A 15918-nucleotide genomic window follows, 5' to 3' on the forward strand; every position below is an offset into this window, starting at 1 on the left:
GCGCCAGTCAAGGGACGACGCTTCCGGCCGTGGGTGGTGGAACATTACCGTGTACTGCGTAGCGCAGGGCACGAGCGTCATGCAGGGAGTGGTGTCGCCCTCCGAATTTCCGGAAATAAGACTCCAGCCGGATCTTGTCTGCCTGATCCCAGACAACCTGCGCTTCCCAGCCGTCCGGCACGCCGTCGAGAGCGTCAACGAGCAGATCCCAGTCTCCGTTGTAATCCATGCAGAATGTCCCGCCACCGAATTGCCGGAGCCAGTCGTGAAGCGCCGCATTGAGGTCAGAGCGCGAAAACAGTCGCTCCGGATACTGACCAAGCTGTGGGAGTACCGCCTCCCGGACAAATGCACTGCATGCGCTCTGATCGAAATCGGTCCGCTCCGCATAGAACTCGCGACCATCGTCGGCCACCAGCGCGATGCTGATCAGGTCGCAGTCTATGAAGTCCGTAAATTCGGTATCGACAAAAATTCGCATCGCCGTGACGTTCCTGTCAAATGGTGAACCTCAATTCATACCTCGATCAGCAGGCCGGGATTGAAGTCCGGGTTCAGGTGCCGGGGCGAATATCCTCGTGGATTGCAGAGCACACGTGTGCCTTGCCCACCGGAAGGGTCACCGACCGGAACGATGTAGTCAAAACTGGTGTGCATATGGCCGTGAATCCATAACGGAACGGCAGGTCCCATGAGACGTTCAAGATCCGACGCGTATGCCGGCGTCAACGAATCGCCCTCGTACTGTGCTTCAACAGAACCTGGAGACGGAGCGTGATGCGTGACGACCACGGTCTTACCATCGAATGGCTCACTCAACGCGTTGGCAAGCCACGCGCGCGAGCTCTCGTGTCGCCGGACAGTATCTGCCGGATACAGTTTTCTATACGTCGGCGTCGCTCGAATCAGGCGGAAATCGCTCATCGCGCTCTGTGCATCTCGCATGCAAACCACGGGCGAGACGTCGTCGCCGTAGAGCCTGAAATCCGTCCAGAGCGTACAGCCCAGAAAACGGACATCACCCAGCACCAGAGCGTCGTCCTCCAGAACGTGGATGTTGGTGCCGCGTGCGGACTCGCGAAGCTTGTCCAGCGTGAAATCGAAGTGCCCCCCGTAGAACTCGTGATTTCCGGCCACCAGGATGACAGGCTTTGCCGGATCGGCAACGAACGCCCGAGCCCACTCAACGCTTCGATTCTTTGTGTGGATATCACCCGCCAGTACGACGACATCGGCACGGGTGACGGCCTCCGCGTCAGCTACGGTCGGTTCAAATTCATTGTGCAGATCGGACAGTACGAGCAGTTTCATGATTTCACGCTAAAGGTGTTGATTGCTAACCGCGGTGGCCGACGCCAGATCACAGTGTTTTATAGCGGCAGATAACCCGTGCATCACGTTCACTCTTTGCCTTCCGGTCCATCGGGATCTCGCGGCAAACCTCGTTCCAGTTGATTCAGCCGACGCTCCACTGCCCGTGCAAGGTCAACGAACCAGGGTTGACTCCAGATTTCGTCGAGCTCCGGAAAACGCAGGTAACTGTGTCTCACGCCTTTGGCAAACAGCAGCTCCGCCAAATCCTCCGGATACTGTGCATCGAAGGATTGACCGGTCACCTGCACCTTACCGATCAGGCGTCGGGGATTGCCGTCATAGAGCAGATCGGCAATGAGGGGAGCCGCAGGTCGTTGCAGATCGATTATCGGTTGAGCATACTCAGACGAGACGTCCGTGGAACTCATATCAGATTCAATACATCTGATGATCCATGCAGTGCTGGCGTTAAAATCGACACCGCTCTCCGCTACGAGCTCGTAGATTCTCCCGGATTGCGTTACGCCGCGGCGCGTCTCCCGATCAAATTTCACGATACAGGTGCTTACTCGCCCGCACCCGGTTTTCAGGTTGTGCCCAATGAAATGGCGAAAGCCCGTCTCTGTCTCCATCACTTGCCAGCGAGCCAGGAAAGCAACGGGTTCCGACTCAACCGGAGCAGCATGCCAGATTCCCATACGAACTCCTGATAGCAGGAACGGGTTAAGCCGCCCCCTCAAAAATTAATCTTTCACACGTGCAGGTATTACTCCGCGAGAGATGTCTACACCGGCTGGCCTGCGGATCCAGTACTGCCTTCCACCATCGACTGACGGCCCGGTTATGAGCTCGACACCGTTCTGTCTCGCCCACTCGGGGGCCTGGCGAGGAGAAACTCCCACTGCTTTTGCCATCGTGAGCAGTGGCGCAAATTGCTCGGTGAACTTCAGCAGGTCATCAGCTTCGATGACCCGCGCTGCCCGGCGGCGCAGTTTGCCTGTTCGGGTCCTGACCAGACCTATGTTGACGAGGTGGTACATCATTTCCTGCTTGACGCTGAGCCGACGCGCTGCCTCAACGATAGATAGCGCTGAGCCCGATTCGACGGCAACCCGTATGGAAGCAGCCACATCGCACCGGTCAACGAAGATCTGCCGGAGCATCGGCATCTTGATCCGGGTCGGAACAAGGCGTACGTTGCCGCTAACGAGCCGGTCGAAGAACACCGCGGAAGCTTCAACGGGAACGTACAGACGCAGGGCATCGGCCACGCTAACGGGATCGTCGAGCGCTGGAGCATCCCGGGCACAGGCACCAACGATGCTGTCGAGCAGATGATCAATAGACCTCTTGTCGATCCGCGTCGCGGTTGAAGTAATCAGACCCGCCTTCGCCAGTGCCTCAATACGTCTGCTGGACATCCCGGCGTATCGCGCTGCGGTTTTCAGCGTGACAAGCGAACGCTGGGTTTTCTGAAGACCTTGTAGATCCGTGCGGCTGATGACGAACTTCTGCCGTCCTGCCCGGGTTCGTCTGACCGGTACGATGACGCCCGTCTGCGCGAGCACGGTGGCAATGGCAGGGTTTCGTGTCTTCTGCCGGCCACCTGGCTCCCAGCCTGCCCGCCCGGCAACACCTTTGCGCTCCCAAAGCACCGGCGACACGTTGCGCGATGAATCCGTGACGTATGCATCCAGCAGGTTCAGCATCCAGCAACGCTCGGCCTCATTTAGCCGTTTCCTCAGCATGGTGAGCAAATGCGGGAAAACTTCCGACAGTAGTGGGACGTTGCTCACACCAACCGGAGGAGCACGAAGGCGGTCAAGCAAATCGAAACATGCCGCCTGATCAACGATCAGTGACGCGCCGGCAGTCACCATCAGTTGCTCGATGTTTTCTGCCTGACGTGAGGCCTTCTTCAATGGTTTTCCACAAAGCCCAAACTGGGACAGGGCGCCCAGGAATCGGGCCAGACGCCAACACTCTCCAACGGATAACCCTCCAGTATCTGAATCCTGTCTGTCGCCAACCAGTTGCTGGAGCTCGGCGGAAAACGGGCATGCATCGACATCTTGCAGCCGCGCGCCACACACGCAGTTTGCAAAGCGCACGTGCTTCCAGCGGAGCATACGTTGACAGTCACCGCATGCCGCGGTAAGCCAGCAGCAGTGTTTTAGACACGCAGCAGGTCCGGCATACCAGCTTTCACGCCAGTAGCAATCGGATTCGGCCAGACAGTGGGGACACCAGCGGGCAATACCATGCGTTTTCGGCAGACTGCTCTCAACACAGCCGAGCCAGTTGGGATTTGCCAGTCCATTCGCAGCAGCAACCCGCAGGCGATAGCCAGGAAAACTTTCGTCCCGGATTGCTGAGGGGCGCATCAGGAACCGCCCGCTGAACAACGCGATTCCTTTAATGCGCCAGTCTGAACAGGAGATCTGTTCGGCATTCATGGCGTTAGCAATGAAAGCTGGCCAGACGGGCACTGCTGATGCCTATGTCTTATCGCTTCTCCCATCCTGAGTCGGCGCACACGTTCGAGCGCAGTATGATCAATGAAATAGGCCGACAACCCTGGGCTTCCGGTCCGCCGGAAGATGGGGATTTTTCCGCTAAAGACTTCGTTCATCACGTCCGTCGATACCTGTCTGTAGCACCCACTGAGAGAAATCCATTCCCCCAGCAGTGGATGCAGGTGAGCGGTATTTGACGGAAACGGATGGGACACGCGCTCAAGTCGTCGACATAGATCAGCCAGATCAGATCGGCGAAAGAACTTGAACGAATCAACCGAAACTGGACGAAGCAGTCCTGTTCTCGATAGAACAAGAAATCCTCTTCCATCGATGTGCAGTTCATTCATCACCTGCTTCCGCGTCGCGACCGAAGCCCGCCATCTGTCGCATGCGTCGACCGCTTGAGACGGTAGAAAGGTATGTTGTCTCTGGCTAACTCGCACAACACGAACGCCCTGGCAGATCCCTTTATCGATGAGCCACTTCACGAGCCGTGACGGACCACCGATGAGGGACGCGGCTTTTCCTAGACTTACATATCCAGTGGACTGGTCATGGTCAGGATGGGGAATTTCATGAGCCGCAGAGGTGCCTTTGCGGGACCCCATCAGAAGTCGCTGCCGTAAATCTACGATCGGCAGTGTTGAGAAGCACGTGGGTCTGTGTGCTTCGTCAATCAACATCCGGCGCAATCGCAGGAGCACCACACTCCGATGCGAGACCACAGTAATATGATCAAGGAAGGCGCGAATTCCATCGAGACTTGCCGTCAAGGGAAACTGATATCTCTCGACGAGTGCGGCGAGTTCGGTCGACCGTGTAGTACATAGCCGTCGGGTTTCCGGATCACGTACCGTAGTCAGCACAGCGTCAAGCAACGCCTCCAGGGCCAGGATACATGTTAGTTGTTCAAAGGCGCCCGGAAAGTTATTGTCAACAATGGACCGCTCGAACCCCGACCACATTTGCTCAACGTATCGCCGCTCGCCGGGCATTGGGCACACCGCGCCAGCCCAGAGCTGTTCATCCGTAACGTCCGAAACGAAGTATCTGCCCTCCCGCCCGTAGCCTCTTGTCATCACAGGTTCTGCCAGATCGTCCTTTAGACGGATGTAATGGACAGTGCAAACGTCAAGTACGGTAAGGCGCCAGCGCGAACGAATATGTCTCGACTGCATCATGCACTCAGGGCAATACCGGATTTTGTTGACGCGGGTGACTACACTCCATCTAGGCAACGTGGTGTCACCCCAGATTGGGTAGCCGTCGGGTTTGCTCAACGCAGTCGCTGATAATGTCGGCCGAAAATGATCGATGTCGCTTAGCCGGGGACGGCGAATGCCATTTTCCCGTGCGACACGGAACAGATAGGTTTCAACCCACTCGTCCGGGAGCATCCTCGGGCGACAGGGTGGTAATCCAGAAACGTGACGAGTATCCATATCAGCGCCGCACAGGTTCAAATGGCTCATGAGCTTTCACCAGAGGTGTTTCGTTGAATGCGTTGTGAAAAGGATTCCGCTTGTCTGGGGATCCCGGGTAGATAACTCTCCGGAAGGACTCAGCCAGAATTGCGTCAGTCAATCCGGGACTGGGCCGTTCGTACGCGAGTTCGACAGCACGTACCAGAAGCCTCTGGATGTCACGCAAACGCCCATCCGTCGCGAAGGCGAACAGTCGGGCAATAGCCGCTCCCGAGATATCTATGGTTGGAAGATCGCGGAGGTATCCTTTAAAAACCTTGAGTACGCTGCGGAACTCGTGTTCGGTCGACCTGTTTGCAACCGAAAACCGGTCTATTTCGATGACCTCACGGAATCGGTCACGCAACTGATCATTTGTCTCCAGTAAGCGTCTGGTTCGAGGTATACCGGCAAGCACAAATGACACACGTGTTGCTTCAACGAGGCGTTTGAGCCAGTCGGCTGAGTTATGAAGTGTTTTTTCTCCACCCCGATCAACCAGGTGATTGGCCTCATCCACGATCACAAGTCTGACTCGGCATTGTTTGATCAGGAAAACTAACCTGTCGGTCAGTTCGACCTCTTTTCCTACATACCATCTGGGATCTCCCAGCACCTTCAGACTCGTACCTGCCATGCTTCTGGGTGTCGGCGATTGACCAAGCGCCACGTAAAGCACCGGAACCTCTGTAAACTCTTCATGCACGACGGCTGGGTGCATCCTGGAGTACTTTTCGAGCAAAGTCGATTTGCCGACCCCGGATTCACCGAGCAACACGATATGCTCAGCCTCCTCGTTGCCGCACTGGTACTCATACATACGGTCCAGCGCAGCCAGTATCCGCTTGACGTGAGGGAAGTGAATGAAGCTGGACCTGATATCCTTAACGATGATCGCGCGGGGATTTTCATTTTTCATCGCGGACCCCATCGCTGGTGGATTCGACTTCAAACTCGGAAAGCTCCTCCGGGTTCGAAGTGAAAGTGGCAGACGACGCAGCGGTCCGCGGTTCGGATGGAACAGGTTGAGGGCGATTGGCAGATTTCGACGTGGTGTGGGCCAGGCGGGCGCCCTGCTTGCGCACCCTGGACTTCTTCGATTGCATCGCCTCGTTGGCTTTCTCGCGGATCGTCTCCTGAGCGTTTGCGCGGGTTCTCCGGTGGGGGTCGGAGTTTGCGTACTCGCGATCAACCGCCTTCGCCTGCTCCACCGTCAGGTTGTTGTACTGTTCATCGATGTTGTCGGCGCGGATATATCTGCTTTCGATCGGGTCCCATACCCAGATCAAGCCAGCATTTTCGTAAGGAGCCTTGATCTGCACTTTTTGTCTGGCCGGCAGCATCCTGCGTAGCGCAAGCAATTCCGTGGATACGTACCTGAATGTGTTGAAGTCGATGCCGTAGTGCTGTAGTGCAGACTCAGCGAACTCGCCAAATTCAATACTGAGATCCTCCGCGTTGCACTTCAATTCGGGCGGAAATGCAACTGCACTTTCCTTCCACACATCGATCGGTGCCCGTCCCGATAGACCTCTATGCGGTCGAAGGTGATATACGGAGGTAATCCAGACATGAACCATCTCGTTGAGTTGCTCGAACGTAATGCAGGCTTCATCTTCAGATTTGAAACCGACCCGTTGATGGATTTTTGCAAGCGTCGTTCCAGGGAGTTTGTGGATGAAGGAGTAGTTGAACGTTTTGAGAAATCGCTCAACGAACGGCTTGTCGTTCGGATCACGCGAGCCCGCGTATTCGCATATCACGCCCAGGTTCGTCAGGGCATCGACTACCGCATGGGCATGGAACTCCCGCCCGTTGTCCATCAGCAACCGCTCAAACCAACCGTGACATGGCCATTCCGAGAGTAGCTCCGGAAATTGGTCCCTGAGATAGCCCTTGGGCATCAGGGCATGGCGTAGCGCCTCGAATACAGCGTGAACGCCATGCCCGGCTGAGCTGATGCAGAATCCGAGTACGCACCGGGAAAATCGGTCCAGCACAACGGTGAAAACCGGGCGATCGATCACTCTGCCGCTGGCATCTGTATACATGATGTCCATCGGTGTGTGGTCGATCTCAACGATCTCAAGAATTCTGGATACCTTGCGGGCGCAAGACTGGTCGGCGAACCGGCGCTGTGCTTCGCATTCACCGTAGCGGGCAATTGCGCGCTCAAATGCGCTGAGGCCCTCGATTCGTCTTTGAATGGTCCGCAATCCTGGAACCTTGAGCCACTCAGACTCGATACGTGTTGTGTTCAGGCGCTGGATTTCGAGGAATACTGCGTTGTGGACATCTTCCGCCGTTCCACTTTTGCTGTTGAGAAACGCCGTTTCGATTTTGTCGTGCACGACGCCTTCAACAACAGGGTCGAGTCGCGACTGCCCTGCGCCCCCCCGATGCCCGGTTTGATCAAAAATTGCACGAATATCACGCTGCGCGATAAGGTATCGTCGGCGCCAGCGGTATACAGTCGTTTCATGGGGTGGTTTCGCGTCATCCAGATCTACAGCTATCTTGTGAATCGCTTTACGCAGCGCGGACCGACGGCCGTCGAACGCGCAGATGCGATCAAGCGCTGTGAGATAGTTCATTCGCCGGCGTGTCTCGGAATCACCTGACGCGGAGGGCGGGTAGGCAGCCTCCAGTGCCTCCTTGGCAGCATTGCGTTTTGGTGGGCGTTGATATTGCCCGCGGGTAGCTGTCCTGAGATATCCCCGCACGTATTCATTCAGAAGGTCCGCCTCGTTGTGACTTGAGAACTCCCCTGTCGTGATGTTTTCCAGTTGAGCGATGCCGCCCTGCACGCGAGCGAGACGGAACTTGCCTTCGCCGCGGAAGATGATCTGATCCTTGATGAAATTGGCCATGGCTAACGCTCCTCTTAGCGAGTTGAGACTGACAGGAGATCATCCGGATCACGATTCATGATCCGGCGGAGCAAATCGTCACATTGGCGCTTTGCGTCCTCCCATTGCTGTTGAATGTCTGCGGGAGGAACGGTGCCGTTTTCTGGATCCCACATGGATGCGTCGACGTGGGAGCGATACCTGCCGCGAAGTGGGCGCTTTCTGAAGAGAAGTTCCAGCTGTTCTGGCAGGTCGTTCGCGACAAGGTCGGACCGAAGGACGATATGCAGACGGAGTCCGTGTTGACGAAGATGCGGTAGTGCCGTCCTCAGCCGGGTGGCGGCTTCTGAGTTTGCGGTGAACGTTCTGTCGTCCTTCACCTCAAGGAACACCGTTTCGATCGCGGGCTCGATCTCGATCTGTACGTCAGGTGTATAACGCCGCGGGCTTGTGCCGTCTGTGTATTTGAATACTAGCGGTTGGGTCGCGATGGACTTGACTGACGATGCCGCCTCCAGAAATCGCAGCACCATCACTTCAACGAGGCTTTCATACTGGGTGGGCCTGTCCGACTTTCGACTCGGGAAAGTCCCCCGCACGCCGCGGCCTGAAACCGTGACGATGCGGCGCGTTCGACCCGAAGAGGGTTGACTGGCTAGGATTTGAGGGTTTTTAGGCACGAGTTTTCTCCATCGCGTCTGCAGACAGACGCTCACTTTTCAGGGGACGCGTCCCTCCCTGACGACAAATTGCCGTCAAATATCGACTCGAAAATGGGCGAGCGACATCGGGGATTCGATGAAAAAAGATCGAATCCCGAGGGAGCGCAAATTGCAGGCGAAAGGAAGGGCTTGACGCAGTGGTCAGGTAGATGGAGACTCGGCCCTGTCAAGGAAGCGAATCTTTACGTTCTGATCCCGAAAGCGCTACTGGCCTTCTATTCTGGTTGGTGGCGCTTTCGTTCTATATAGACCCTCCATTGTCGATGCCGACGGCTCCCGCCGTAGCGTTTCGAATCTGAATGATCGCCGCATGTACTTTCGCGATCGTCTCCATATCCGTTTTGGTCAAAGCGTGATCTCCGACCAAAGCCGAGATGACCTGAAATTTGTAAAGCGGCAGAGGTTCCGACAGGCGCAGCATGCGCCTGGAGCTTTCCGCAACAGCCTTTAGTTCATGCTGGCCATCCGAATCAAGTGCCAGCGCTCTTCCCAACTGATCAATAAAAGCAACGTCGCTTGGTGTGCGAACTCCACGTTCGATTCCACTGATGATCGTGGCATCGACGCCGAGCTGGCGAGCCAGTTGCGTCTGCGTAAGCTTGAGCACTTTCCGGCGCGTTTGAACGAATTTTCCGAAATCTGTCACTTAAAAAGTTGAAGACAATTTGTGTGCGGATTTCGTGAGAGTAGGAGCGACGTGACAGGCCGTCAACGAGTTATTCGTGAGAAAGGAGATGGATAAAAATCACATATTTTTCGCGTATCGAATCGAGTCATTTTTCAAATATTTTTTTGACCCATTTACAGAACGAATTCTTTAAATAGCGTATTGAACGCACAATAGAGTTAGAAAAAATTCTCAATATATTCCCTCGATGCATGTCTGACGGAAATTGATGAAATTTTTCGCCCAAACATCGGTGAGATGCATAAAAATAGCGCCAGATAGTGTGCAAGAAAGCGGCGGATTACTGCGGCCGTTCTCAAATACAACGGGCTTCGGAACGACACGTCGGCTAGGGGAGATTTGAGCCATGGGAGTTACCTTCCTCAGGGCCAAGGAGTGGCCGTAACGATCGCAGGACCAGTTCTCGCATCTGATATACCGCCTGAAGCTGACGTACTAAAACGTCGCGGCTGTGCGTGTCTGCTTCCCGGAGAGTTTTAACTCGCGCCTTGAACCTGGCAGCGAACACATCAGGAGCGAGGCCTAGCAGTCAAGCGTAACTTGGCCAATGGGCGTGTCCCAACGCTCGCTCGGAGCCCCGGTGGCAGCCGTGGAAGGCACGGGTATTACTAGCATCGATAAGGGCTGACCAACAAAACACCCCTGCTGGAGCTGGCCCGCATTGAGCGCGCCTCGACTGCGGCGAGGAGGAGAATTAAATAATCGCGCAAATGGCGTGCAGGCGCTGTACCGCGCACATCACCATTTCGGAAATGCCCCCAGAAAAGGTACCTGAGGCCTGAAGCGCCGCGAGCCCCCAACTTCCGTTGCCGGCCTGGGACGCAGACCGACTGTAGCTGATGAACTTGCGACAACGAACATCTCCGTGTTCCGGAACTAGCCTATGTATGCTGCATGTCAGCGTCCGCAAACACCAATGTTGCCTCTGGACGTTTTGTCAGCCTTTGGTGGGCAGAGTCTTTGGCATTTCGGAATACAAGGGACGCGTTTTGTACGCGCGACCCCGAGTTTGCGCATACGGTACAACGATATGTTGATACACCGCACAAACGAGCATATCGCAGAATGACGACATCTCGGCCATCAATTGATTGCACGGCCACATGGCCCGCACATCAGCTTGATGGGCAAGAGAAAAATGACCATGTCAGCGGCCCGGCGGCGAAGATCGGTCCACGCACGCAATCGCATGCTGCGTGGCCCGGCGAACCCTATCGCCGTACTTGCTGACTGTCACGCGACAACATGCGTGCAGTAAAACGATCCCTCGAAAAAATGGGTGGCCGCACTTCATCGACCTTGTGCGGTTGTAGGTAATATAGTGAAGCGCGGCGCCGGCATGAACTCGTTCGGGCGGAGACTTCGGTGAACTGTCGGCCCGACTTCTGATAAACCGAAGCTAACGTTGCGCTTGGGCTGACCACTTCACCAATCACTATGCCTCAACCACAGACCGACGAAGAAATCAGGCATCTTCATGCTCTTGAACTGGAAGAGCGAAAATGGGCCTACAGAAAAGAAGAGCTCCAATACCTCGAGGCAGGACAGCATCTGCGGTCGTTGAACCAACTAATGTGGCAGGTACCCGGCCTGGCGATTGGGATAACTGGCGGCCTGTGGTATGGCGCGACCTTAGTCAATGACGAGACGACACGAAGATTCCTGCTGACTTTCTCCGCAATCGTCGACGTCCTCACAATTATCACCCTCTGGAGGTTGAGATCCATCATCGGCATGCACATCGCTCATCAGAGGAGCTTCGCTAACCTAACAAATCAGGACAGGTTCCGACGTACCGTTATTATCTGCTGGAGCACTGCCTTGGCCGCCGCAGCAATTGGTGGCGCGATGGGAACGTGGTTTCCCTCGCTCTTTGACAAGAAAGCGTCTGTTACGTCACCAATGGCACCGATCGCGCCCGTTTGTCTTCAGTCGAGCGTTACAACTGCTCCCCTTTTCAGCATCTATACGGCCTCCCCTCTAAGCGAGCAGAAAAAATGCGAGCGTTAGCATGGACGCAGTACAACAAACACAGTAGACGTTTTTTCGAGACATACGAGAGTCTCGAGTTCCGATCCATGCACAAGGTATTTTTTCGCTTCCTGCCAAAAGACGGAGGGAGATGCCTTGATGTTGGAGCGGGATCAGGACGAGACGCGGCAGCGATGGCCCTGCGGGGTTACAAGGTGACAGCAGTGGAGCCCAGCATCGGCTTACGGACGTTGGCGGAACAACACCACGGTGGGCTTTCGATCGAATGGCTTGATGACTCACTGCCAGAACTCAGGACGGTGAAAGCGCTGCGCACGCGATACGCATTTATCCTACTGAGTGCGATATGGATGCACATATCCCCAGACGACCGCCCTGAGTCCTTGAAGACGCTTGCTGAACTTTTGGAGCCCGAGGGGTATCTCGCAATGACACTTCGCCTTGGCACACCGGATCCCGAGCGAACCATGTTTCCAGTCTCCAGTAGCGAGCTCGTGCGGCAGGCAGCCGCTTCAGGACTTAAGCCGTGCTACGTTGGTCGCCCATCGCGGGATTCATTGCGCCGTGGGGACGTTCGATGGGTGAAGGTCGTGCTCTCTCGAGCCTGATCCAATTGCTCTCCAATGGCCTGCTAATTGCAAAGACAAGGGCTACGCTGCGCGGGTCGGCGGAGAATCCTTGGGAAGCGGCGGGCGGGGGCCGGCAATTAAAGAGTTCTCGAACTTGCGCCGATATATATGACGCACGACCAGCACTAGCTTGTTCGACGTATTTCGTTCTAGTATCAGGCGTCACCCCATCGCGCGTTCGACCTCTGGTGTTTGCCTCTTGCCCAACAGCCGAGAGCGGCGGGGGATGGGTGGCACATGTACTGACGCCCGAACTTATACCGGGTTGAGTTTGTTGACCGGATTGGATTCCTCGGGCAGGAATCGACAGCTTCTACAAAGTCTTGATTTCGAGGGAGACCGAGAGTGAATGGGGAACAATGGATTAACTTTCTTCGGCAATACGGGCCAATTCCCACGAAAGATAACCTTTACGATGAAAATTTGCGACGTCGATCGAGAAAGACCGGCATCCCTCAAATTCTATTTGCTCATCCTTACGAAGAGGAGCTGAGGCAGTGTTTCCAGCGAAACCCTCTGCGCGGCGCAGTCGTCCTGACCGGGACCGCCGGCGATGGCAAAACCTTTCTTTGCGGTCGAATCTGGGAACATCTCAATGGAGATCCGACCCAGTGGGCTGGGCAGGATACTCACCTTACGCTCCCGATACATGTTGCTCCGGATCGAGTCGTACGATTACATGTACTCCGAGATCTCAGTGCGTGGGTTCCGCTACAAGGCAGTGATTGGCCGGAAGAAAAGCTGGCACTCATGACGCAGTTTTGCCGCTCCTTTTTTGAGCCGCAGCCTGACGACATTTTTCTGGTCGCAGCCAACGACGGACAGCTCGCTGAAACCCTCAGACGACTTCCCACCTCGCCTGATTCGCAGAGGGCGAAAGAGATTGTGGAGGAACTGCTTGTCTCGGGACGAGAGCATATTGACGACGTTTCTCTGTCTCTTTTTAACCTGTCCCGTGGGAGCTCGGCCGGGCTTTTTGACCTTGCGCTGGATGCGTTTCTTTCGCACGCCGGCTGGCAACAATGCCGGGAAGAAGCGGGTGCACCTGATCAGCTATTCGGAGACGACTGTCCGATCCGGCGCAATGTGGAACTGCTGGCTGAACCACTTGTACGCAAGAGACTTCGCGCATTGCTCGAACTGTGTGATCAGAATGGACTTCATGTACCGGTCCGACAGATTCTCATCCTGCTAACGAATGCGGTGCTCGGTCACCGCAACGTCAAAGATCATCTGATGAGCGCTGCAGACGTGCCAAAGGTGATCGCGGCAGGAGAGCGACGTCATGCAAGTGTTTACAGCAACATATTTGGAACCAACATCCCGCCCAGCCGACGGGCCAATACCGCGATATTCGAGTATTTGGCGCGTTTCCAGATTGGATACGAAACGACTAACCGGATTGACAACATTCTCATTTTCGGCGAATCGCACGAGCGACTGCAGCAGCAGTTCGATTCGCTGATCAAGTCGGACCAATTCTATGGCGCAGACGCCAGTTATGTAGCGGCCAAGCGAGCTTACATCGAAGGCACCGACGAAGGCGATGAAGCGGCGGATGATTTTCTGCAACTGTTGATAGCGCAACGACAGGCACTCTTCTTCAAAGTGCCGGAGAGTGAGGTCGACGAAGTCGATCTTTGGAACCTCACCGTCTTCCGCTACGGCGGTGAGTATCTCGATCAGGTCCTAGCACCCCTTGGAGAAAACCGAATCGTACGGCGAGGTTTGGTCGGGCGGCTCGTCAAAGGTATCAATCGAATTTTTACGGGAATGCTTGTGAGTGTCGAGAATGAACTGTATGTAGCCTCCAGCGCATCTCTTTCCCAAGCTCGCGTGTCAAGATTTCTAGAAGAACGCATATCGGTTCAACCAAAACATACGGGGGAACACGTTGAGTTGCTTTTTGACGGCGGGCACCCCGTGTTGCGCGTATCACTGGGCAACCAACGATCGACAGATTTTGTGATGACATTAACCCGATACGAATACTTAAGTCGAGTTGCCGAAGGGGCAATGCCGAGTAGCTTCTCGAAGGAATGTTTCGAAGACGTAATGGCCTTCAAGAGCCAACTGATGCGAGAGCTGCAAGGTAGGAACGGGCAGTTTGCGCGCGACGGAGAGATTACATTCACGACGCTTGAGCTGGACGCCACTGGCGCGGCGAGGGACCGTCAGATCGCGGTGCTGCTATGAACTACACGCCAACACGCAATTTACCAACGCCGGCCGTCGCGGATCGTGAACGTGAAAACATGTGGCTTGAGGAACAGTTTTGGGGACATCGTCTTTGGGACCAACAGTCACCGTGGCTGACTTTTCTTGAGTTCCTCTGCGTAGCGGCATCCGCATACCGGGGTGGCTACCTCTTTGATTTTGATAGGTCACAGTATCCTTCCGAATACACAGCGTTTGGTCGCGTACATCTCCGGAACATTCTGTTCAATAACGAACAACAGATCGCCCGCATCGCTGATTCCTGTGGCGACAGCGCAACAGCCTGGGACAAGTGGCTCACGTGGATTGACGCAAATGCGCGTGGACTTGACGCCGCACAACGGTCCTTCCGCTATCTGCGTGACCGCTTCGAGTCATTTCATGATTTCGCCACCTTAATCAAGGCACTTCGGTCTTGCGTCGTGGAGGGCAGCAGCAACAAACGCTGGAGCTCCAGATTTATCTTCCCCTTTGGACCGGCGGCCATCTTTGAGGACTTGTCCATCAAAGATGAAACTATTTCGCGTGACTATGTCAATTTTGGTCGCAGCGGCGAATTGCTCTATCACATGCTCGCTCGTTCTAACTTGCGGGCAGAGCTTTCGGAACTATTTCCTTCACGCGTTCTCGATCACGGCAACAAGTGGAATCAGCTCATCGAGCGCCTCCAGCCTGCGGCGCCGGAAAACGGCACACGACGCGGAGTTGCTGCCTTTTTGCCATACGATAGCCATCCAGTATTCGATCTGATCGCAGAAGACTGGCTTCAGCTACTTCGGCTCCAATTGCCGGGCTTCGACGTTATGCCCTATCTCGTCAACGCGGGGGCGTTTGGCCTCCTGCTGTACCAGCTTCATACAAGCGCCAACATCGTCGGCACCGAAGCCAAGCCCGCCATCATCTGCGAAGTCGTGGCGCCACGAAAAGGATTAGTTCGTGAGCTGTCAACCGAAAGCTTCGAAGACAACAGCTTGCTGTCAGTAGAGGCCTTGGACAAATTAATATCGCGCGCGGAAACACACGCGGGATGGAACGTTCAGGGGTCAGCGACAGACAGGTTGAACAGCCGGCGCAACGTGCTCCAAGTGCTATTTCGCTGGAGTGACGAAAATCAGGTCAACGACCCCGACGACCTTTTGAAGCAGTTTCGTCAGGAAGCAAAAGAAAGGCATCGACAGCACTTCGGTCAAGTGCATCGTAGCTTAGGGCGCGGGATAGGACTGGTGTCGAAGAGGGGGACGAACCGCCTCCGCTACGCGCCCTCTGATCACTTCCTGAAGTGCCTGATATTCACTAACGTCAAAAGGCGCATCGAGTTCAGTGAGCTTCTATCACATCTATACGATCGTTACGGACTCGTCTTCGGTGAGCGCGAAGCTGAACGCGCGAAGTCCATGCATGCGATCGACAAAAAGCCCTTCCAGCAAAATGCCCTTCGACTTGAGCACCGTCTCGGCAGTCTAGGTCTGCTGAAGCGTTTGTCCGACGCATGTGCGTACGTAGAGAACCCTTATGCGGGCTGATA

General features: G+C 55.3%; 13 protein-coding genes. 4 read left to right on the forward strand and 9 right to left on the reverse strand.

Annotation, left to right across the window (positions count from 1 at the left end):
* Positions 1-7 precede the first annotated feature (7 nt).
* The 9 genes from M0D65_RS24115 to M0D65_RS24150 form a co-directional block, all read right to left on the reverse strand.
* The gene (locus M0D65_RS24115; RefSeq protein WP_266254888.1) at positions 8-481 is read right to left on the reverse strand and encodes a 3'-5' exoribonuclease; all 474 of its coding nucleotides are present in this window, start codon (positions 479-481) and stop codon (positions 8-10) included.
* 35 nt (positions 482-516) lie between these two features.
* Complete coding sequence (locus M0D65_RS24120; RefSeq protein WP_266254889.1) at positions 517-1311, reverse strand: metallophosphoesterase; 795 nt, start codon at positions 1309-1311, stop codon at positions 517-519.
* Positions 1312-1400: 89 nt separating this feature from the next.
* Positions 1401-2012 (reverse strand): hypothetical protein, encoded by a 612-nt coding sequence (locus M0D65_RS24125; RefSeq protein WP_266254890.1) that lies wholly within the window; start codon positions 2010-2012, stop codon positions 1401-1403.
* Positions 2013-2057: 45 nt separating this feature from the next.
* A complete protein-coding gene (locus M0D65_RS24130) occupies positions 2058-3770 on the reverse strand; it encodes a hypothetical protein (protein ID WP_266254891.1) in 1713 nt (570 codons plus the stop codon).
* Positions 3767-5305: a TniQ family protein gene (locus M0D65_RS33170; protein ID WP_367619338.1), complete on the reverse strand. Its 1539-nt coding sequence runs from the start codon at positions 5303-5305 to the stop codon at positions 3767-3769. Before M0D65_RS33170 ends, M0D65_RS24130 begins: the two co-directional genes overlap by 4 nt.
* Complete coding sequence (locus M0D65_RS24135; RefSeq protein ID WP_266254892.1) at positions 5277-6215, reverse strand: TniB family NTP-binding protein; 939 nt, start codon at positions 6213-6215, stop codon at positions 5277-5279. The genes M0D65_RS33170 and M0D65_RS24135 overlap by 29 nt, the downstream gene beginning before the upstream one ends.
* Positions 6205-8166 (reverse strand): DDE-type integrase/transposase/recombinase, encoded by a 1962-nt coding sequence (locus tag M0D65_RS24140; RefSeq protein ID WP_266254893.1) that lies wholly within the window; start codon positions 8164-8166, stop codon positions 6205-6207. Before M0D65_RS24140 ends, M0D65_RS24135 begins: the two co-directional genes overlap by 11 nt.
* A gap of 14 nt (positions 8167-8180) precedes the next feature.
* Positions 8181-8825 carry a TnsA endonuclease N-terminal domain-containing protein gene (locus M0D65_RS24145; protein ID WP_266254894.1) on the reverse strand — a complete coding sequence of 215 codons (645 nt, stop codon included), beginning with the start codon at positions 8823-8825 and terminating at the stop codon, positions 8181-8183.
* Positions 8826-9108: 283 nt separating this feature from the next.
* On the reverse strand, positions 9109-9513 hold the full coding sequence (locus M0D65_RS24150) for a helix-turn-helix domain-containing protein (protein ID WP_266254895.1): 405 nt from the start codon (positions 9511-9513) through the stop codon (positions 9109-9111).
* 1479 nt (positions 9514-10992) lie between these two features.
* Here M0D65_RS24150 and M0D65_RS24155 point away from each other — a divergent pair.
* The 4 genes from M0D65_RS24155 (at position 10993) to M0D65_RS24165 (ending at position 15916) form a co-directional block, all read left to right on the forward strand.
* Entirely contained in the window at positions 10993-11565 is a 573-nt protein-coding gene (locus tag M0D65_RS24155; RefSeq protein ID WP_266254896.1) for a hypothetical protein, read from the forward strand.
* A gap of 68 nt (positions 11566-11633) precedes the next feature.
* Positions 11634-12155 carry a class I SAM-dependent methyltransferase gene (locus tag M0D65_RS33175; RefSeq protein WP_367619339.1) on the forward strand — a complete coding sequence of 174 codons (522 nt, stop codon included), beginning with the start codon at positions 11634-11636 and terminating at the stop codon, positions 12153-12155.
* Positions 12156-12521: 366 nt separating this feature from the next.
* Complete coding sequence (locus M0D65_RS24160) at positions 12522-14372, forward strand: hypothetical protein (RefSeq protein ID WP_266254897.1); 1851 nt, start codon at positions 12522-12524, stop codon at positions 14370-14372.
* A complete protein-coding gene (locus M0D65_RS24165; RefSeq protein WP_266254898.1) occupies positions 14369-15916 on the forward strand; it encodes a hypothetical protein in 1548 nt (515 codons plus the stop codon). Before M0D65_RS24160 ends, M0D65_RS24165 begins: the two co-directional genes overlap by 4 nt.
* Positions 15917-15918 lie beyond the last annotated feature (2 nt).

This window comes from Paraburkholderia sp. CHISQ3, from assembly GCF_030464945.1.
Classification (GTDB): domain Bacteria; phylum Pseudomonadota; class Gammaproteobacteria; order Burkholderiales; family Burkholderiaceae; genus Paraburkholderia; species Paraburkholderia megapolitana.